The organism is Pararhizobium sp. DWP1-1-3 (assembly GCF_049896125.1).
Lineage (GTDB): Bacteria > Pseudomonadota > Alphaproteobacteria > Rhizobiales > Rhizobiaceae > Pararhizobium.
The window spans coordinates 13,352-31,806 of record NZ_JAFCTR010000011.1 but is presented as its reverse complement, the minus strand read 5'-3'; the positions used below and the strand labels follow the sequence as shown (position 1 = coordinate 31,806).

General features: G+C 59.5%; 19 protein-coding genes. 13 read left to right on the top strand and 6 right to left on the bottom strand.

Features of this window, described 5'->3' with window-relative positions; genetic code table 11:
* Window positions 1-40: 40 nt before the first annotated feature.
* The 3 genes from odc2 (at window position 41) to ACP7BS_RS20425 (ending at window position 2,736) form a co-directional block, all read left to right on the top strand.
* Window positions 41-1,174 carry an ornithine/lysine decarboxylase gene (gene odc2 / locus ACP7BS_RS20435; RefSeq protein WP_426239590.1) on the top strand — a complete coding sequence of 378 codons (1,134 nt, stop codon included), beginning with the start codon at window positions 41-43 and terminating at the stop codon, window positions 1,172-1,174.
* Between the two features lie 101 nt (window positions 1,175-1,275).
* Window positions 1,276-1,854 (top strand): GNAT family N-acetyltransferase, encoded by a 579-nt coding sequence (locus ACP7BS_RS20430; protein WP_426229786.1) that lies wholly within the window; start codon window positions 1,276-1,278, stop codon window positions 1,852-1,854.
* Between the two features lie 195 nt (window positions 1,855-2,049).
* Window positions 2,050-2,736, top strand: a complete 687-nt coding sequence (locus ACP7BS_RS20425) for an OmpW/AlkL family protein (RefSeq protein ID WP_426239589.1) — start codon at window positions 2,050-2,052, stop codon at window positions 2,734-2,736.
* A 67-nt stretch (window positions 2,737-2,803) separates the two neighbouring features.
* Here ACP7BS_RS20425 and ACP7BS_RS20420 read toward each other — a convergent pair whose 3' ends face one another.
* Window positions 2,804-3,970 carry a hypothetical protein gene (locus tag ACP7BS_RS20420; protein WP_426239588.1) on the bottom strand — a complete coding sequence of 389 codons (1,167 nt, stop codon included), beginning with the start codon at window positions 3,968-3,970 and terminating at the stop codon, window positions 2,804-2,806.
* 262 nt (window positions 3,971-4,232) lie between these two features.
* On the opposite strand from ACP7BS_RS20420, the gene ACP7BS_RS20415 reads away from it, so the two are divergent.
* Together ACP7BS_RS20415 and ACP7BS_RS20410 are read left to right on the top strand one after the other, a co-directional pair.
* On the top strand, window positions 4,233-4,538 hold the full coding sequence (locus ACP7BS_RS20415; protein WP_426229783.1) for a hypothetical protein: 306 nt from the start codon (window positions 4,233-4,235) through the stop codon (window positions 4,536-4,538).
* Window positions 4,539-4,837: 299 nt separating this feature from the next.
* Window positions 4,838-5,281 (top strand): glyoxalase superfamily protein, encoded by a 444-nt coding sequence (locus ACP7BS_RS20410; protein ID WP_426239587.1) that lies wholly within the window; start codon window positions 4,838-4,840, stop codon window positions 5,279-5,281.
* Between the two features lie 10 nt (window positions 5,282-5,291).
* On the opposite strand, the gene ACP7BS_RS20405 is transcribed toward ACP7BS_RS20410, so the two are convergent.
* The 4 genes from ACP7BS_RS20405 to ACP7BS_RS20390 form a co-directional block, all read right to left on the bottom strand.
* On the bottom strand, window positions 5,292-5,858 hold the full coding sequence (locus ACP7BS_RS20405; RefSeq protein ID WP_426239586.1) for a hypothetical protein: 567 nt from the start codon (window positions 5,856-5,858) through the stop codon (window positions 5,292-5,294).
* 62 nt (window positions 5,859-5,920) lie between these two features.
* Window positions 5,921-6,910 (bottom strand): WD40 repeat domain-containing protein, encoded by a 990-nt coding sequence (locus ACP7BS_RS20400; protein ID WP_426229780.1) that lies wholly within the window; start codon window positions 6,908-6,910, stop codon window positions 5,921-5,923.
* Window positions 6,910-8,043 (bottom strand): CobW family GTP-binding protein, encoded by a 1,134-nt coding sequence (locus ACP7BS_RS20395; protein WP_426239585.1) that lies wholly within the window; start codon window positions 8,041-8,043, stop codon window positions 6,910-6,912. The genes ACP7BS_RS20400 and ACP7BS_RS20395 overlap by 1 nt, the downstream gene beginning before the upstream one ends.
* A gap of 126 nt (window positions 8,044-8,169) precedes the next feature.
* The gene (locus tag ACP7BS_RS20390) at window positions 8,170-8,961 is read right to left on the bottom strand and encodes a creatininase family protein (RefSeq protein ID WP_426239584.1); all 792 of its coding nucleotides are present in this window, start codon (window positions 8,959-8,961) and stop codon (window positions 8,170-8,172) included.
* Between the two features lie 94 nt (window positions 8,962-9,055).
* On the opposite strand from ACP7BS_RS20390, the gene ACP7BS_RS20385 reads away from it, so the two are divergent.
* The 3 genes from ACP7BS_RS20385 to ACP7BS_RS20375 all read left to right on the top strand — a co-directional run bounded on the left by ACP7BS_RS20385 (window position 9,056) and on the right by ACP7BS_RS20375 (window position 11,690).
* Window positions 9,056-9,556: a MarR family winged helix-turn-helix transcriptional regulator gene (locus ACP7BS_RS20385; protein ID WP_426239583.1), complete on the top strand. Its 501-nt coding sequence runs from the start codon at window positions 9,056-9,058 to the stop codon at window positions 9,554-9,556.
* A 105-nt stretch (window positions 9,557-9,661) separates the two neighbouring features.
* Entirely contained in the window at window positions 9,662-10,690 is a 1,029-nt protein-coding gene (locus ACP7BS_RS20380; RefSeq protein WP_426239582.1) for a LacI family DNA-binding transcriptional regulator, read from the top strand.
* A gap of 28 nt (window positions 10,691-10,718) precedes the next feature.
* Window positions 10,719-11,690: a 2-hydroxyacid dehydrogenase gene (locus ACP7BS_RS20375; RefSeq protein ID WP_426239581.1), complete on the top strand. Its 972-nt coding sequence runs from the start codon at window positions 10,719-10,721 to the stop codon at window positions 11,688-11,690.
* Window positions 11,691-11,696: 6 nt separating this feature from the next.
* On the opposite strand, the gene ACP7BS_RS20370 is transcribed toward ACP7BS_RS20375, so the two are convergent.
* On the bottom strand, window positions 11,697-12,455 hold the full coding sequence (locus tag ACP7BS_RS20370; RefSeq protein ID WP_426239580.1) for a gamma-glutamyl-gamma-aminobutyrate hydrolase family protein: 759 nt from the start codon (window positions 12,453-12,455) through the stop codon (window positions 11,697-11,699).
* 439 nt (window positions 12,456-12,894) lie between these two features.
* Between ACP7BS_RS20370 and ACP7BS_RS20365 the strand changes: the two genes are divergently transcribed.
* The 5 genes from ACP7BS_RS20365 to ACP7BS_RS20345 all read left to right on the top strand — a co-directional run bounded on the left by ACP7BS_RS20365 (window position 12,895) and on the right by ACP7BS_RS20345 (window position 18,450).
* Window positions 12,895-15,204 carry a putative bifunctional diguanylate cyclase/phosphodiesterase gene (locus ACP7BS_RS20365; protein ID WP_426239579.1) on the top strand — a complete coding sequence of 770 codons (2,310 nt, stop codon included), beginning with the start codon at window positions 12,895-12,897 and terminating at the stop codon, window positions 15,202-15,204.
* A 227-nt stretch (window positions 15,205-15,431) separates the two neighbouring features.
* A complete protein-coding gene (locus ACP7BS_RS20360; protein ID WP_426239578.1) occupies window positions 15,432-16,181 on the top strand; it encodes an N-acyl amino acid synthase FeeM domain-containing protein in 750 nt (249 codons plus the stop codon).
* A gap of 222 nt (window positions 16,182-16,403) precedes the next feature.
* Window positions 16,404-16,628, top strand: a complete 225-nt coding sequence (locus tag ACP7BS_RS20355) for an aa3-type cytochrome c oxidase subunit IV (protein ID WP_060639570.1) — start codon at window positions 16,404-16,406, stop codon at window positions 16,626-16,628.
* 192 nt (window positions 16,629-16,820) lie between these two features.
* The gene (locus ACP7BS_RS20350) at window positions 16,821-17,978 is read left to right on the top strand and encodes a Re/Si-specific NAD(P)(+) transhydrogenase subunit alpha (protein ID WP_426239577.1); all 1,158 of its coding nucleotides are present in this window, start codon (window positions 16,821-16,823) and stop codon (window positions 17,976-17,978) included.
* Window positions 17,979-18,039: 61 nt separating this feature from the next.
* Window positions 18,040-18,450 (top strand): NAD(P) transhydrogenase subunit alpha, encoded by a 411-nt coding sequence (locus ACP7BS_RS20345; RefSeq protein ID WP_113246605.1) that lies wholly within the window; start codon window positions 18,040-18,042, stop codon window positions 18,448-18,450.
* Window positions 18,451-18,455 lie beyond the last annotated feature (5 nt).

Below are 18,455 nucleotides of genomic sequence, written 5' to 3'. Positions count from 1 at the left end.
TCCACGTTTTCGTGGAGCGTACCTGATTGGGGATAGAACCATGACGACTGCACGTATCATCGACTTCCTGAACACCCGACGTCCCGAAGGCCCTTGCCTTGTGGTTGACCTCGATGTCGTGCGCGACAATTTCAAGGCTTTCCGTCACGCTCTGCCGGACAGCTCGATCTACTACGCCGTCAAGGCAAACCCGTCGCCGGAAATCCTGCGTCTGCTCGCCTCCATGGGCTCCAACTTCGATTGCGCCGGCGTGGCCGAAATCGAAATGGCGCTCGATGCCGGTGCGACTGCTTCGCGCATTTCCTTCGGCAACACCATCAAGAAGGAACGCGATATCGCCAAGGCGCACGCGCTCGGCGTCTCGCTGTTCGCCGTCGATAGCCATGAGGAAGTCGAAAAGATCTCCCGTGCAGCACCCGGCGCCCGCGTATTCTGCCGCGTCCTGACGGACGGCGAAGGTGCTGAATGGCCGCTGTCGCGCAAGTTCGGCTGCGTCCCGCAGATGGCCGTCGACGTTCTCGTCTACGCGCATCAGCTGGGCCTCGTATCGCACGGCGTCTCGTTCCATGTCGGTTCGCAGATGACCAAGGTCGATGCCTGGGATTCGGCTCTTGCCGATGCCAAGCGCGTCTTCGTGCAGCTGGCCAAGCAGGGCATCGAGCTGAAGATGGTCAACATGGGCGGCGGTTTTCCGACCAAGTACCTGCGCGACGTGCCGTCGGCTGAAGCCTACGGCCAGGCGATCTTTTCGTCGCTGCGCAAGCACTTCGGCAACAACCTGCCGGAAACCATCATCGAGCCGGGCCGCGGCATGGTCGGCAATGCCGGCGTGATCAAGGCGGAAGTCGTCCTGATCTCGAAGAAGTCGGACAATGACAACCATCGCTGGGTGTTCCTCGACATCGGCAAGTTCGGCGGTCTCGCCGAAACCATGGACGAAGCGATCCGTTACCCGATCCGCACCATCCATGATGCCGACGAAATGGAGCCCTGCGTTCTGGCCGGCCCGACCTGCGATTCGGCCGACGTGATGTACGAGAAGAACATGTATCCGCTGCCGATCACGCTTTCGATCGGCGACGAAGTTCTGATCGAGGGCACCGGCGCCTATACGACGACCTACTCGGCCGTGGCCTTCAACGGTTTCGATCCGCTGAAGGCCTACGTCATCTGATTGGCGTCATCTGAAAAGTCTGCTCCGGGTCAAGCCGGAGCAGCACCTTCACAATTTGTCTTCGATACCGTTTGAATCGGTTTTGAGTACGGGAGGCCAAGATGGCCGCTGTTCTTAATTCTGTCCGCGCCTTCTTTGCGCAGAATGCCTTCACTATCGACACCGAAAATCCGGGCGACGTCGTCGCGCGCGAAAATCTGCTTGATCAGGCCATGGGCCCGAACCGCCGCCGCAAGTCGTCCGAGACGCTGCGCCGTGGCCGCGTTCCGGCTGAAGGTTTGGCGCTGGTTGCCCGCGATCCGGATGGCCATGTCATCGGCACCGTGCGCCTGTGGAACGTCGAAGCCGGCGTCAGCCGCGAAGGCGTTCCCGTCGATGCGTTGATGCTTGGCCCGCTGGCGGTCGATGCCGCCTACGAGGGGCGGGGTATCGGCGGTGCCTTGATGCGTGCGGCCATCGGCGAGGCAAAGGCCCGTGGTCACGGAGCCATCCTGCTGGTCGGTGATGCGCCGTATTACGAGCGCTTCGGCTTCTTTGCTGCCAAGGCGCAACACCTCGTCATGCCCGGTCCGTTCGAGCGCAACCGTTTTCTGGCGCTGGAACTGAAGGACGGCTGGCTGGAGGGCGCTGCCGGCATCATGGTCGCGAGCGGCTGCGCCTTCGCCAGGGCGGCACGGTAAATCGGGTGAGAAAGCCCTGCCTCAAGCAGGCAGGGCATTTCCTGTAACATGGATGCAACGGTCTTCGCCGGTTGCTTCCTGTGAGCGAAATTGTGCAGTCTCGCTTCTCATACATTGATTTGAATCAAAGCATTGCCGCTCCGTGGGCGTAGTCCTCCCTTGTCAAAGTCATTCGACATTTCAAGGAGAGGCAATATGAGATACGGACGCGCAGTGATCGCTCCGCTGGCGGCGGGATGTGCAGTGTTCCTGACGGGACAAGCCGCAGCGGCAGATTTGGGGCGGGCTCCGCTGGAGCCGGTCTCCATCGAGAGCCTGACGGCCCGCAACCCCTGGCAAATTCGCGTGCGGGCGCTGGGCGTCATCACGCGGGACAGCGGCTCTATCGACGGCGTGCCCGGCTCCGATCTCACCTACTCCGATACCTTGGTCCCGGAACTCGATATCAGCTATTTCTTCACCGACAATATCGCCGCCGAACTGATCCTCGGCACCACCTATGCCAATATCAAGGAGGATGGCGCGGTCGGTGTGCCGGTCGGCAAGGCCTGGCTGCTGCCGCCTACTGTGACGCTGCAATACCATTTCACCGATTTCGGCGCGTTCAAGCCCTATGTCGGGGCGGGCATCAACTATTCGTTGTTTTACAATCAGACTGAAAAAGCCGGCTTCAGCAATCTCGACGTCAAGAGCCATTTGGGTGCGGCCGTGCAGGCCGGTTTCGACTATATGCTGGACGACAATTGGGGCGTCAACTTCGACGTCAAAAAGATCTTTCTCAAAACCGACTGGTCGGCCGATCACGATACGCTCGGTCCATTGCGCGGCAAGGCCAAAATCGATCCCTGGCTGATCGGCACGGGCATTACCTATCGTTTCTAGCCGCGGGCTAGCACGCTTCGCCGGTGCTATGGGATGCCGTTATCAAACGCGGCATCCCAAGCGTATTTTAGAATGAGCCACTAACGCGGGCTGTGACCTCGCTGCCCTTGTAATTATTGGCCGGGTCCGCCTCTGTCTGTTTGACATGAGCATAGCCGAATTCGAATTTCGGTTTCTTCTCCTCGCCAAGCGTCAGCTTGACCGAGACGTTCCGCGTCGTTCGGTCGTAGGCATAATAGACATATTCGCTTTCGCTGCGATCGTAGGCGAGCGTCACTTTTGCCCACGGGTTGAGCTGGCGGGATACCGAAATCTTATAGCCATCGACCACCTCCGCCAGCGCATCGTCGATATCGCCAATGGCGACGTCATGTTTGTAGGCGGCGGCGAACTCGAGTTCTGCCGGGGCTTTCCACTTGGCTTCGCCGCGCAGATAGGGGCGGCTCTGCCGTCTGCCGTGGCTGAGGTTGTCGCTGGACAGCACGATGATACCGGCTTCAGCGATCAGCGACAGGCTTCCGGTGAATTCCTTGCCGTAGGCGAGGGAGCCGCGCAAGGTCGAGGCCGGAAAGCGGGCGTAGACGGCCTGCTCATCCTTATCGACCATCGATTGATTATACTCGAGACAGAGGCAGAGTTCGCCGCCTTTGGCCGCGATGAAACGGCTGGCACCGAGCGTCAGAAGCCCGACATCGGGGTCCAGCTTGGCAGGCCTCAGCAGGTCGGTCGTGAAGTGCGCATCGCCTTTGAGCAATTGGCTTATCTTTGCTGTGAAGACCGTTTTGTCACCAAACGCGGTGGTTGTAATTTTTCCGCCAAGCTGAACGGCGCGGTCCACTGCCCGGTATCCGATAATGTTTCCCGGAAGTTGCAGGAAGACATCTCCGGAACTGTTGCGGATGTAGGAGCCTTCAAGCTCGACTACTGCGTCTTTTCCCAGCTGTTGCGCATATCCCAGGTTGAATCCGGTTTCATGCGTGTCGCCAAACCGGTAGTCGCCGGTTCGCAGTTCTTCCTGATAGATTGCATAGCTGAGCTTCGCGTCATCCTGGCCGACCGTACCTCTCAGTTTGAGAGAACCTTGCCAGAATGGACCAGAAAGCGGGTCTGGGCTTTCCAAAAGGTTGCTCGAATAACCCTGCTTGGTCCAATATTCGACAGTTGTCTCACTCCGCGCCGCCCGTGCCAACGGCAGCAATGCCATGGTTAGCACGGTGATCAGCAAGGTGCGCATTCATGATTTCCTCAACGTAAGGTTTCTTAAGCACACTCTGCAGTTAGATGGTTAAATAACTCCTATGGATGCCTTCGGTCCAGGTGTTCAAGGCTATTTCCAGCAGTTGCAGTCGGGAACTTAACTGATTTATAATAAATGTTAAAGTTGTATTTATTATGGTTAACAATTTATTATGAATTCCTTATTTGCTTGAGTGTTTTGATTTCGAGAATATCCTCCTGGTTGTGCACAAGGGATGCACGAACAACGGAGGTAAGACATGAACTTCAAATCCGCATTCATCGCATTCGCCTCTCTCGCGGCTGTTGCTGCGCCGGTTTCTCCGGCTTCAGCCGGCGGCCTCTCGCTCAATCTGTTCAACGGCAAGGGTAACGGCATTGCCAATGGCGGCATCGTCATCGCGCCAGCCGTGGGCGTTGGTGATGTCCTTTCCGGCAACAACGTTCTCAATGGCGCCCTGAACGGCAGCGGAAATGGCATTCTCAGCGGCATCCTTTCGGGCAACAACACCGGCATCCTTGGTCTCGGTGTCCTCTCTGGTGATGGCGGCAAAAAGCGCCGCTAGCACTGAGACGCAGGGAGAGGGGTTAGCCCCTCCTCTCCCTGCCGTCGATTGGGGCTGCATGACAACGGTGGGCGATGCTTGATGGTAACGCCGGCCGTTTTGCGTTGGGCCTGATATTTGACAGGGGCTGCGCAATGGATTACATGCCCGGCCACGGGTGAGAGCCCCGGCCGTCCGCAAGCTCCAAGCTTTTGGTGAAGTCTCTCGTTCCTCTTCGGTCGTCCATCCTTGTGGCGTGCGAACGGCGGCAAGGCGGACCCCCTCCGAATGATTGCACGCTCCATGTTGGAGACTGAACGATGCGTGGATCGATCCCGCTTCCCTCACTCGATGCCCTGAAGGACCAGGCAAAGCGGCTACGCGCCGGTCTTGCCGCCGGCGGTCAGGACATCACCCATTCGAAATCGCTGGAGCTTCTGGCAGCTCAATACGGCTTTCGCGACTGGAACACGCTGCATGCTGTGGTCGGCAACCGGCCACCGCTCAATCCATGGATGCTTGGCTCGCGGGTCAAGGGCCATTACCTCGGCCAGCCCTTCGAAGCGACAATCCTCGGGGTGCAAGCGCTTACCGCCCAGCCTGGCCGCTTCCGGCTGACGTTGGATTTCGACGAAGCCGTGGATGTTGTCACCTTCGACAGCTTCTCGGCTTTCCGCAAACGCGTCCATTGCACGATCGATGAAACCGGGCGAACGGTGGAGAAAACTTCGAACGGCCGGCCGCAGGTGGAACTGGCGTGGTGAAAACGGATCTTCAGGTCTCCGCGAGGAAAGCACGTCCTCGCGGCGAGATCCGGTAGCCGCTCTGCAGACTTTCCGTCAGGCCGAGCTCTTTCAGCTTACGGATTTTCTGCTTGAGGGCGGCTTTTTCATAGCCGATGCTCGCGGCGAGCTCTCCGGCCGTGATGCCGTCACGTGCGGCGATCAGCCGAAGCGTTTGCAACGTCCAGGGAATATCGCCATCGAAGGCAGTCAAGCGACGCCGTAGTTCGCCGTGCTCGCCGGAGCCAAAATCGGCGATATCGCGTAAGGCCACTCTCGGATCGGCACCCAGAAGATGAAAAGCGATGCGGTAGAGGGCGCCCGCGCGTTGTCCCGCTATATCGGCAAGCAGCGCGTCCAGCGAAGAATAGCCTGAACACGAGGCATCCTCATTGGTGAGGCCGCCAGCATCCACGATGTCGATCGCGTCGATGGCGAGCACGCCGGCAGCGGTGCGCAATGTACCGCCGGCCCGCACGGTCGGCTTTTGCCAACGCCGGAACGCCAGCGTCACGTCACCTTTGGCAATCCCGGCGAGCACATCCTTTTTGAACAGCATTCAACGATTTTCGCGCGGCAGGTCCTGATCGTCAAGCCTGCTGCTGATGGTCAAGCCCGGCGTCAGCCGGCGATATCGACGACGCCGCAATCGCCTGCTTCCGAGCCGAAAGCAAGCTGCCTGCCGTTCTTGTGCCAGGCCATGGCGGTGATCGCGCCCTTGCCGGGGCGGCGCAGCAGCACTTCCTTACTGTCGGTGAAGCGCACCACCATGATCATGCCGTCGGCATAGCCGATCGCCGCGATCTCTTCGACGGGATGACAGCAGACCTGCGTCACCATGATGTTGGCGCGGGTGCCGAGTTCCAGCGGTGCCTTGCCCATTGGGCCGTCCTTGGCCTGGAAGGGCCAGACGATTGCCGCAGGGGCGCCAGAGGATGCCAGCCATTTGCCCTTGGCGGACCACGAAATCGATTTGATCTTGGCCGGATAGCCGGTCATCCGCATATGGCGGGTCTCGGCGCCGGGCTTGGTGTCGAGTTTCCAGCCGTGCAGCGCATTTTCCTGCATCGAGGTGACGACGAAACGGCCGTCGGGCGAGAAGGTGACGCCGGTATGGGCGCCTTTCCATTCCAGGTCGACCGGCTGGCCTGCAATCGCCACCCAATGCAGCGAGACGCCGTTATAGCGTGCAAGCGCAATGCGCAGGCCCTTGGGCGCAAAGGCAATGCCCTCGACGGTGCGTTCCTCGGCGAAATCCTTGACGGTTCCATCGGCCAGCCGCACATGCGCGGTCTTGCCATAGGCATAGGCAACCGCACCTTGAGGTCCGGCAGCGACCTGCGAAATCCACTTGCGCGGAACATTGGCGAGTTCGGCCGTTATGCCATCCGCCTTGACGCGCAGCACCTTGCCGTCTTCGCCGCCGGTCAGCAGCGTGTCGGTTGCTTCATCGCGGATGCAGGAGAGCAGGCCCTCATGCGCCTCGATGGTCTTGTGGCCGTGATCGAGGCTGTGGATGAGGCCGGAGGATTCGGCAAAGAACGGAATGTCGCCGAGAAAGGCCACGCCAGCGACGTGACCTTGGAGGTCGAGAGGAGCAACTGTCGGCATCAGTGAGCTGCGGCCTCGGCGGGAACGGCCTCGCAGGCCTTGAACGTACGTTCGAGCTTTTCGCGGTCCAGTTCGCGGCCGATGAAGACCAGACGGCTTTCGTGCTTTTCGCCGTCCTTCCAGGCGCGCTGGTGGTCGCCCTCGATGATCATGTGCACGCCCTGAACAACGTAACGCTCAGCATCGTCCTTGAAGGCGATGATGCCCTTGAGGCGCAGAATGTTTGGACCTTCCGTCTGGGTGATCTTCTGGATCCAGGGGAAGAAACGGTCCGGGTTCATCTCGCCGCCGCGCAGCGAAACCGACTGCACCGTCACGTCATGAATCGGCGAAGGAGCGTGATCGTGATGATGGTGATCATGGCCGTGATGATCATGATCGTGGTGGTCGTGATCACGACCATGGTCATGGTGGTGATGATCGTGGCCGCAATCCGGACCACACGCATGGTCGTGGTGGTGATCATCGTGGTCGAGGAAATGCGGTTCGTTTTCCAGCGCCCGTTCCAGGCTGAAGGCGCCCTGGTCCAGCACCTTGGTCAGGTCAATATTGGAGCGCTCGGTGCGGTGAATGCGGGCGGACGGATTGATCGCCCGTACGGTGGCTTCGATCTTCGCCAGTTCTTCCGGCGTGACCAGATCGGTTTTGTTCAGCAAAACGACATCGGCAAAGGCGATCTGGTCTTCGGCTTCGCGACTATCTTTCAGGCGCAGCGGCAGGTGCTTGGCATCGACCAGCGCTACGACGGCGTCGAGTTCGGTCTTGGCGCGCACGTCGTCATCCATGAAGAAGGTCTGGGCGACCGGCACCGGGTCGGCAAGGCCGGTGGTTTCGACGATGATCGCATCGAAGCGGCCCGGACGGCGCATCAGGCCTTCGACAACGCGGATCAGGTCGCCGCGCACGGTGCAGCAGACGCAGCCATTGTTCATTTCGTAGATTTCTTCGTCGGATTCGACGATCAGATCATTGTCGATGCCGATCTCGCCGAATTCGTTGACGATGACGGCGTATTTCTTGCCGTGGGCTTCCGTCAGGATGCGGTTCAAAAGCGTCGTTTTGCCGGCGCCGAGATAGCCGGTGAGCACGGTGACGGGAATGGGCTTGGCGGCAGCTGTGGTTGCTTCGGTCATGGGAACCTCGGAAAAATCGGGATGCCTTCGGGCACAGGGGTATCGCTGATATAGGAGATGGAAGGCGTCAGCGCAAATGCGGGCGCGATCTTCACGCTGTTTTTCTACGCGTGGGATGGCCGCTGCTTAGCGCAAGGTGGAGAGATCGAAGGCGGCAACATCCTGCAGCAACTCGACAATGCCGGTCACCGCGTGGGCAGTCAGCTGCTCGCCACGCTCGGCCGTCGCCGCCGACGCGTCACCGGCAACACCCTGCGCGCTCAGGTCCGACATTTTCCAGCCAAAGGCGTGCGTGCCATAGGCGCGAAGATGTTTGAAACGATGGGCAAAGTCTGACTGGCGTGAGGTGAAACGCTGGGCCTTCGACATATCCACCCTGTCCGGATACATCGCCAGCATTACCGACGTCTCGATATCGCCGCCGTGAATGTCGATCGCCTTGTCTTCCGGCCTGATCCAACCATCAGGTTGCCCGAACCGCGTCCAGCTGGTCGCCACCGCCAGCATGTCGAAGCGGACGCGCGCCTCCGTCGCAACAATGGTCATCAGCGGGGAATTGCCGCCATGGGCGTTCAGCATGACGAATTTGCGGATGCCCTTTTCGTTCAGATCCTGCGCAATGCTGAGCCAGCGTTGCACCGCCTCATCATATCCCAGCGAACGCGTGCCTTCGACGTCCAGATGCTCGATCGAATAGCCGACAGGTTCCGCCGGCAGAACCGTGACGGGCAGGGACGGTGGCAGGCGGGCGATGAGCCGTTCGGCGAGACCCTCGGCAATCAGCGTATCGGTTTCGAACGGCAGGTGCGGTCCGTGCTGTTCATGGGCGCCGAGCGGCAGTACGGCAATCCAGTCCGCTCTCGCTGCGGGCGGAAGATCGGAAACATTGTCTTTCCAATGCGGTGCGGGGACTGTCATGCTCCTGAGAGCCTTTCGGTTGTACTTGCGGTATGGCCGTCATCTGAGTCATACAGGTGACGGATGGCCGCGCAAGAAATTTGGTGGAGGACCGATGGGAAAGAAGAGCAAGGCCGAAAAGAAAGCCAAGGGCGGCAAGAAAAAACGGCAGGACGTCGAAGTCCACGCACAGGACCTTGCATCGGTGCTGGTGCAGGCAGCGCGCTCGATGCGCACGGTTCTGTCGCGCAATCTGCTTGAAAGCGGGCTCTATGCCGGCCAGGACGGCGTCATGCTGGCGTTGGCCGAAACCGACGGGCTGACAGCGGGTGTTCTGGCGATGAAGCTCGGCGTCAAGGCACCGACCATGACCCGGACCGTCGGCCGTATGGAAGCCCAAGGGTTTCTGGAGCGCCGGGCCGACAATGAGGATGCCCGGCTGACCAAGGTCTATCTCACCACGCTTGGCCGGGACCGCCTGCAGACGATTGCCGAAGCCGGCAAGATTTCTGAAGACATGGCGACCAAGGGTCTGACCGAAAAGCAGATCAAGACCCTGATGAAGTTGCTGCGCGCCGTCGATGGCAATCTTCAGGGCACGGCTAATACAGAATAGCTCTTCCTCCGATCCTGCCTTAATTGGCGATTGCGGCGGCAATTTAAACAGTTTAAAGAGGATTTAAAAATAGCGGTATTTAGCCGGGATATCTGAGGGGGAAACGTGGCGCAGAAGATCAAGCTCTCTACCATTGCGGAAACGCTTGGTGTGTCCACGGCAACCGTTTCCCTAGCATTGCGCGATAGCCCGCTTGTGGCCGCCATGACCCGCGACAAGATCAAGGAACAGGCCCGCGCCCTCGGCTATATCTATAATCGCCGCGCCGCCAGCCTTCGGACCTCCCGCTCCGGCATCATTGGCGTCGTCGTGCACGACATCATGAATCCGTTCTACGGCGAAATCCTCAAAGCCATCGAGGCCGAACTCGACCGCGACCGGCAGACCTTCATTCTATCCAACCATTACGATTCCGTCGAAAAGCAGCGCGCCTTCATCGAGACGCTGCTGCAGCTCGGTGGCGACGGTGTCATTATGTCGCCCGCCATCGGCACGCCGCCGGAAGATATCATGCTTGCCGAAGACAATGGCATGCCGGCCATCCTGATCGCCCGCTCGATCGAGGGCCTGGACGTGCCGATCTTCCGGGGTGACGATGCTTATGGCATCTCGCTTGCCACCAATCACCTGATCAGCCTTGGTCACCGCGTCATCGCCATGGTCGGCGGCACGGACCAGACCTCGACCGGCCGCGACCGCTATCAGGGTTACGTCAACGCGCTGCGCAAGGCCAATATCGATGTCGATCCGGACCTGCGCATTCCCGGTCCCCGCTCCATGCAGGGCGGCTTCGAAGCTGCCGTGCATCTGCTTTCCCTGCCGCAGAAACCGACGGCCGTGGTTTGCTGGAACGATCTTGTTGCCATCGGCATGATGAACGGCATTGCCCGCGCCGGTCTCATACCTGGCCGCGATGTGTCGGTCACCGGTTACGATGACCTCGAGGAAGCCTCGATCTCGACGCCGGCGCTGACCACTGTCTGGAACGGCCAGTCCGATGTCGGCCGCAGTGCCGCCCGCGCTTTGCTCGACAAGCTGAACGGCAGCCACGAGCCGGATGGTATCCACCTGATCAAGCCCGAAATGCGGATCCGCCAGTCGACCGGCCCGCTCCGGCCCAATCCCACCGAATAATCAGACCCAATTCCGCAAGGAGCACACCATGCCCAACGGCCGCCCGCGTATTCTCGTGCCCGGAAAAATGAGCCAGCGTGTGCTCGACCGTTTGCCGGATCATTTCGAGCCCGTTTTCGTCGCGGCCGCTGATCCCGGCCTGGTGACGGCCGACCTTGCATCCAGTGTTTCCGGGATCGCCGTCCAGGGTAAGATCGCGGCCGAATTCATCGATGCTTTTCCAAACCTCGAAATCATCGCCAATTTCGGCGTCGGTTACGATGGTGTCAATGCGGGCCATGCAGCCAGGCGTGGCGTTACCGTTACCAACACCCCGGATGTGCTGACGGAGGAGGTGGCGGATACGGCGATCGGCCTGCTGCTCAATACGCTGCGGCGTTTTCCGGCGGCCGAGCAATGGCTGCGCCAGGGCCGCTGGGTAAAGGACGGCGCCTTCGCGCTATCGCCGCTGACGTTGCGCGGCCGCACGGTCGGGCTTTACGGCCTCGGCCGTATCGGACTGGCGATTGCGAAGAGACTGGAAGCCTTCGGTGTTTCCATCGCCTATCACACCCGCACGCCACGCGAGGGGCTGGCCTATAGCCATTATCCGACGCTGAAGGGCATGGCTGAGGCGGTCGATACGATCATCGTGATCGTCCCCGGTACCGAAAGCACCCGCAAGACGATCGATGCCGAGGTTCTGGAAGCCTTGGGGCCACAGGGTGTGCTGATCAATGTCGGACGCGGCACGACCGTGGACGAAGCGGCGCTTGCCGATGCGCTGCAGCGCGGCGTCATTGCGGCTGCCGGTCTCGATGTCTTCGAGAATGAGCCGCAGGTGCCCGAGGCGCTGCTGGCCTTGCCGAACGCCTCGCTGCTGCCGCATGTCGGCTCCGCCTCGCAGGCGACGCGCAATGCCATGGCCGATCTGGTCGTCGATAATCTTGTTGCATGGTTCGAAAACGGCGCCGCGTTGACGCCGGTTGCTGAAACACCGTTCAAGCGGAAGACGGCGTAAACGCCGTCAAGACTTCCTTTTCGCCGCAGCATATTCTCGAACGGCATCACCGAATGCCCGAAACAAGGTCGAGGACGGTGCGTCCTTGCCGACCCAGTATTCCGGATGCCATTGCACGCCGACGGCAAAGGCTTTTGCGTCGATAACGGAGACGGCCTCGATCGTGCCGTCTTCGGCGACGGCTTCCACGGCCAGACGCGGAGCGGCCTTGGAGATTGCCTGCCGGTGCAGCGAATTGACCTGTACTTCGCCGGCACCGAGCACCGAGGCGAGACAGCTGCCTTCCTTGACGACGACGTTCTGGCGGATGCCATAGGCGATATCGAGATCCGGCACATCCGGCTTGCGGTGATCCGAAATGCCGGGCAAATCCTGGATTTCGTTTGCCAGCGTGCCGCCGAGCGCAACGTTCAGTTCCTGGATGCCGCGGCAAATGGCGAGCAGAGGCACGCCGCGCTCGAGCGCACGGCGGATCAGCGGAAGGCTTGTCGCGTCGCGGCCGGGGTCGAAAGGACCGTGGCCCTCCGTCTCTTCCTGTCCATAAAGGGAGGGATGCACATTGGTGCGCGATCCGCTGACAAGAACACCATCCACCCGGTCGAGGATTTCGTCGGCATCGTTGCCGCTCTCAAGGGCTGGAACGAGAAACGTCATGACGCCGGAGCCTTCGACGGCTGCACGGACATATTGGTGCGGCGTGGCATGCCAGACGTTGCCGTCGAATGCTCTGAAATCGGCGGGTATGGCAACGACGGGTTTCGGCACTGCGAGATCTCCACTGGCGGCTCGTCGCTCCGCGAAGCAAGGCCTTATGTCACGTTATCAAGCCATTGCCGTCGAGGACAAGGGAAGTCAATTCCGTTGACGGCGGTTCTGTGCGTAAACCGGTTGCGTGCAACTGGCAAGATTTGGCCCTTTGCCTTAGAATTGGAGTAACCATTGCGGCAGATAAATTGAAGGGCAGAAATCAGAAGAAATGTCCGGGCTGCCGCGCAGCGTATAACCGGTTCGAAGTTGAATCCATGCACGGTTGTACAAAAACAATAATCCTTAGCGCCAGCTGCAATACTGGGTTGAAATATTTCAATAATTCAGTATCTGGACCACACACCCTAATATATGGGAGGATTTTTTCCGGTAAGCGCGCGAAATCTTTCGTTAAACCCTCGGGAATAACACTTCGCCAAACCGGAGCAGGGGGTTCATGAATTCAAATGAACAGAGCGCTCTTCCGACCGATGTGTACCTTTCGTTCGTAAGCTCGCTTTACGATTACCGCCAGATGCTTTTGATCGGCATGCTGTCGCATGTCGTGACATTCCTGCTCGTTTTTGCAAAAACCAGTGATCCCTTTTTCATCGGCTGCACAATTGCGATTGTGCTGATCTGGTTCGTTCGCGGTATCGATATGCGCCGGTTCGATCGCGAAGATCTGACTTCGCTGGATTTTGAAGGCATTCGCCGCTGGGAAAACCGCTACAATGCTGGCGGTGTCTGCGCCACCATCACGCTCGGCATGGCGTGCGGCTATGCCATTCTCGTCACTCGCGACCCCTTTGCCGAGCTCGCCTGCATTTCCGTGACGCTCGCTACCATGGTGTCGCTCGTCGGTCGTAATTACGGTTCGGCCCGTGCGGTCGTCGTCATGTCCCTATCGGCCTGCGTGCCGATCATCCTTGGGTTGCTTGGCCTGATGGATGGGTTCATGGCCATTTTGGCCGTGTTGATCGTGCCGTTCATCCTGACGACCTGGTCGATGGCGCGCGGGGTGCGCGAAACACTGCACAGGAATGTGCTGGCTGCGCGCGAGATATCGACGATCGCCGGCCGGTTCGACCTCGCCCTCAACAACATGCCGCATGGCCTGTTCATGCTCGATGCCGGCCACCGCATTCTGGTTGCCAACCGGCGCGCCTGCGAGCTTCTTAATCTGGGCGATAAAGAACGTCTCAAGGATTGCCATCTCGATGCCGTGCTGCGCTATGGCGTCCGTCACACATTTTTGGAGCAGGATCAGGCCAAGCAGGTCCTGAAGCAGTTGGACCAGTTGATGCAGGGCATGCAATCGCGTGCTCTGATCCCTTTTTCTGATGATCTGTTCCTCGAATTTTCCGCAAGCCGGCGCGCCAGTGGCGGTATCGTGCTGATCTTTGAAGACGTGACGGCGCGCGTGCGGGCGGAAAAAAAGATCCTGCAGATGGTCCGGTTCGACACGCTTACCGGCTTGCCCAATCGCGACTATTTCGGCGAGCTTGTCGGCAACGCGCTGGTCGATCAAAGCCGTACGGGCCTCACCGGTTTCATGGTTCTCGATGTCGCCGAGTTCAAGCATGTGAACGATACGCGCGGCCATGTCGTCGGCGACAGATTGCTGTGTGCGATCTCCGAACGATTGAAGAAGGTGACGGGGGAAAAGGCGATTGCGGCACGCCTGATGGGCGACGAATTCGTCTTGTTCTTTTCAGGCGAAAACAACCGGCGTGTCCTCGAAGAGCGCATGCGGGCGGTGCATATGCAAATGCGCGGCATTTATTTCGCCAGCGGCTTTACCTTCAATATCTCGATGAGCGCTGGCTATGTGATCGCCGATAGTTCCGATTTCCGGTTGGAAGACATGCAGATCAAGGCCGACCTTGCGCTATTTGAAAGCAAGAGCCGCGAAAAAGGCAGCTGCACTGCGTTCGAAGCGGAAATGGATGCGAACTATCTTGACCGGCAGAAACTGAAGACAGATCTGCGCGAGGCTATCGCAACGGACGGGCTGTCGGTTGCCTATCAGCCGATGTTTCTCGCCGATGGCTCGCGCATCGAATGCTGTGAGGCGCTGGCGCGCTGGACCCATCCGGAACGCGGCCCAGTTCCGCCGGATGTGTTCATTCAATTGGCCGAGGAAATCGGTGTCGTTTCCAGCATTACCAAATTCATGCTGCGCCAGGCGTGCCTTGATTGCCTGGAATGGCCCAGCCACATCGCCGTTTCCGTCAATCTCTCGGTCCTTGACCTGCGCAATGGCGAAATTATTCCGACCGTCACGGACATTCTGTCGGAAACCGGGCTGGATCCGTCCCGGCTTCACCTTGAAGTAACGGAGAGCTGCCTGATGGAAGAGGCGGCCAAGGTGCAGATGATTCTCCAGGAGCTGCGCGCCCGCGGCATCACCATCGCCATCGACGATTTCGGAACGGGATATTCGAGCCTCAGTTATCTCGATGCGCTGCCGCTCGATATCATCAAGATCGATCGCTCCTTCGTGCGCAATATCCGCGAGGATGCACGCCGCTTCAAGCTTCTGCGCGGCATGGTCAACCTGTCTCGCGAGCTGGGGTTGAAGATCGTTATCGAAGGGGTCGAGACAAGTGATCAATTGGCGCTGATCAATCAGTATAAATGTGCCGACCTGATCCAGGGTTACGTCTTCGCTGCCCCCATGCCGTCGCTGGCGATCGAAAGCCTGTCGGATACATTGCTGAAGAAGCTGTCCGTGCCAAAACGGCGCAATCGGCCCACTGCGTAGATTTTCAGCCTTTCACCGCTTTTATTTGCAACCCGATCGCGTGATCGGTGCGTGACACCGCAGGAGCACCCGTTTCAAGCTGTTACGCTGTCAAGAAATGCAATGGTAATTTAGCGTTAACTGTCTGTTAACCTTAACAAATGGTTTATAATTACTGATCCATTAAAACATTGTGAGGTGCCTCCGTTTGGACGATGAATGCCCCTTCAACGGGGGCGTTTGATGAAATGAAAGCGGAGCAGCAGAACAGGTTTTCAGAGCGACTGCTGGAACTGTTGGATCATGTCGAATATCGCCGGGTCGAGACGGGCGAGGACATGGAAGATGTCGCCCGTATCCGTTTCAAGGCCTACAAAATGGCAGATATATTGCCCTTGTCCGGCACGATGCTGATCGACGATATCGATTTCGACAGTCACGCCTATGTTTTCGGTATCTATTTCGAAGAGCGGCTGATCAGTACCGTGCGGGTGCATCATGTGACGCCCGAGCATCGTGTCAGCTCGTCCGGTTCGGTCTTTGGAGCGGAGATTGACGGCTTTCTGGACGCGGGCCTGTCGTTGATCGATCCGGTCCGGCTTGCCGCCGATCCCGAAATCCTGCGGGAAATGCCGGCCATCCCCTATCTCACCCTGCGCGTCGCCACCATGGCATCCGAGCATTTCGACGTCGACCGCTGCCTATCGCTGGTCAAGCCGCAGCATGCCGCCTTCTACAAGCGGGTCTTCGATGCCGACACGATCGTCTCCCCACAAAAGAATTGCGGCAACTACAAGATCGACCTGACACTGCTGGCTGCCCGTGTCCGCGAAATCCGGCCCTGGCTCTATACCCGTTTTCCGTTCTTCGATTCGGAACCGTTCGAGCGACGCATGATGTTCGGGGATGACCGGGAAACCCAGTATGCACCGCTGACGGTGCTGCCGACAGCCCGCCTGGCATTGACGATGCAGAGCCGCGCGCGCAGCCAGGCCTGATCAGGCCTTCGTGTTGTTGCAACAGTCGTCTGATCAACCGTTATGCCGCATGGCGCGCCTGCAGTTTTCGTTGCGTTTGACCGTGGCTTTGTGTAAGGCCACCTATGCGCGATCGATGTCTTCGGGCACTCTGGACGCACATAGAATGGAAGAGAGACGAGATGCCGCGCTCGCCGCCAAGGGCAGAGTAGGGTGCGGCTGAATTTCAGGGAGATATGGACGATGGCTGAACATCATTCCGGACCGGCCGAACTGGGCGCACCGATGGATTATGCCGAACACGAGAAGACCTATAATTTCTTCCTTGAGGCGACGAAAATTGTCACGATCTTCTGCGTCGCGCTGCTGATCGCCATGGCTGCCGGTTTCTTCACCAGCGCCGGTTTCTTCACCGCCTTCGTCCTCTTCGTTCTCCTCAATATCGCCGGTTTCGTGCTTCTGCGCTGACCGGTTTTCCAAAGTTTTGATGAAAGCGGCACTTGGGAGTGAGGTGCCGGCTTTTCCATGGCCCGGTGATTGCCGGGCCGGGAGAGACATGCGCGCAGGCCACCAAAGGGCGGCTCAAGGCGCGATTATCGAGTGTACGGGAAAGTGGAAATCGCGGCCCGCCGTGTTCCAGCCCGTGTCAGGGAGGAACCTGTGGCAGAGACCGTATTCATACCGTTGGAAACATTTCCGGGCGAGGGCCGTATCGCGGCGTCACCCGAAAGTGTCAAGAAGCTCAAGACCCTCGGCTTCGAGGTTGTCGTTCAGGCCGGTGCCGGCACCTTGTCGCGCATTCCGGACGGCGAGTTCGAGAAAGCCGGCGCGCGGATCGGTTCCGCTGCCGATGCGGCGAGCGCCGATGTGGTGCTGAAGGTACGGCGCCCGACATCCGCAGAGGTCACAGGTTACAAGCCCGGTGCCATCGTGCTGGCAATCATGGATCCCTATGGCAACGAGCAGGCATTGGCGGATATGGCCAAGGCCGGCGTTTCGGCGTTTGCGATGGAATTGATGCCGCGCATCACCCGCGCCCAGTCGATGGACGTGCTGTCGTCGCAGGCAAACCTTGCCGGTTACCAGGCGGTGATCGAAGCGGCATCCGAATATGACCGGGCCATGCCGATGATGATGACGGCTGCGGGCACTGTTCCTGCGGCGAAAGTCTTCGTCATGGGGGCTGGCGTTGCCGGTCTGCAGGCTATCGCCACGGCACGGCGCCTTGGGGCGGTGGTGTCCGCTACCGACGTGCGTCCGGCCTCGAAGGAGCAGGTCGCCTCGCTCGGCGCTAAATTTATTGCGGTCGAGGACGAGGAATTCAAGGCGGCCGAAACATCCGGCGGCTATGCCAAGGAAATGTCGGCGGACTACAAGGCCAAGCAGGCAGTGCTGACCGCCGAGCATCTGGCCAAGCAGGATATCGTCATCACCACCGCGCTGATCCCTGGCCGTCCGGCGCCACGGCTGATTACTCGCGAGATGCTGAAAGCCATGAAGCCCGGCTCGATCGCCGTCGATCTCGCTGTCGAACGCGGCGGCAATGTCGAAGGTGCTGTGGCCGATCAGGTGGTCGAAGTCGAGGGCGTCAAGGTCGTCGGCTACACCAATATGCCGGGCCGCATCGCTGCTTCCGCCTCCGCGCTCTATGCCAAGAACCTCGTGACGTTCCTCGAGACCATGGTCGGCAAGGAAACCAAGGTGCTTGCCCTCAATATTGAGGACGAACTGGTCAAGGCGACGATGTTGACGCATGGCGGTGCCGTGGTGCATCCGAGTTTCGCCGCAGCGCCGTCCGTGGTCGCAGCAACAGCTTAAAATTGGAGAGGGTAGCGTGCGTGCTTCGGGGAGAAGCGTGGCTGCCTAAGGGAGAGATATGATGGCCAATGAGATGCTCGACAAGGCGATCGGCGACCTCGACCGGGCGGTCGAGGCGGTGCGCACCGCCGCCGAATATGTGCCGGATGCCGCCGGCAATGTTGTCCACGGTTTGAGCGGCGGCGCGATCGACCCGTTCGTGTTCCAGCTGGCGATCTTCGTCCTGTCGATCTTCGTCGGCTATTATGTCGTCTGGTCGGTAACCCCCGCACTGCACACGCCGCTGATGGCGGTCACCAACGCGATTTCCTCGGTCATCGTCGTCGGCGCGCTTCTGGCCGTCGGCATCTCTGCCTCCGGCCTTGCCACCGGCTTCGGCTTCGTGGCGCTGGTTCTCGCTTCGGTCAATATCTTCGGCGGCTTTCTGGTGACCCAGCGCATGCTCGCCATGTACAAGAAAAAAGAGAAGTGAGGCTG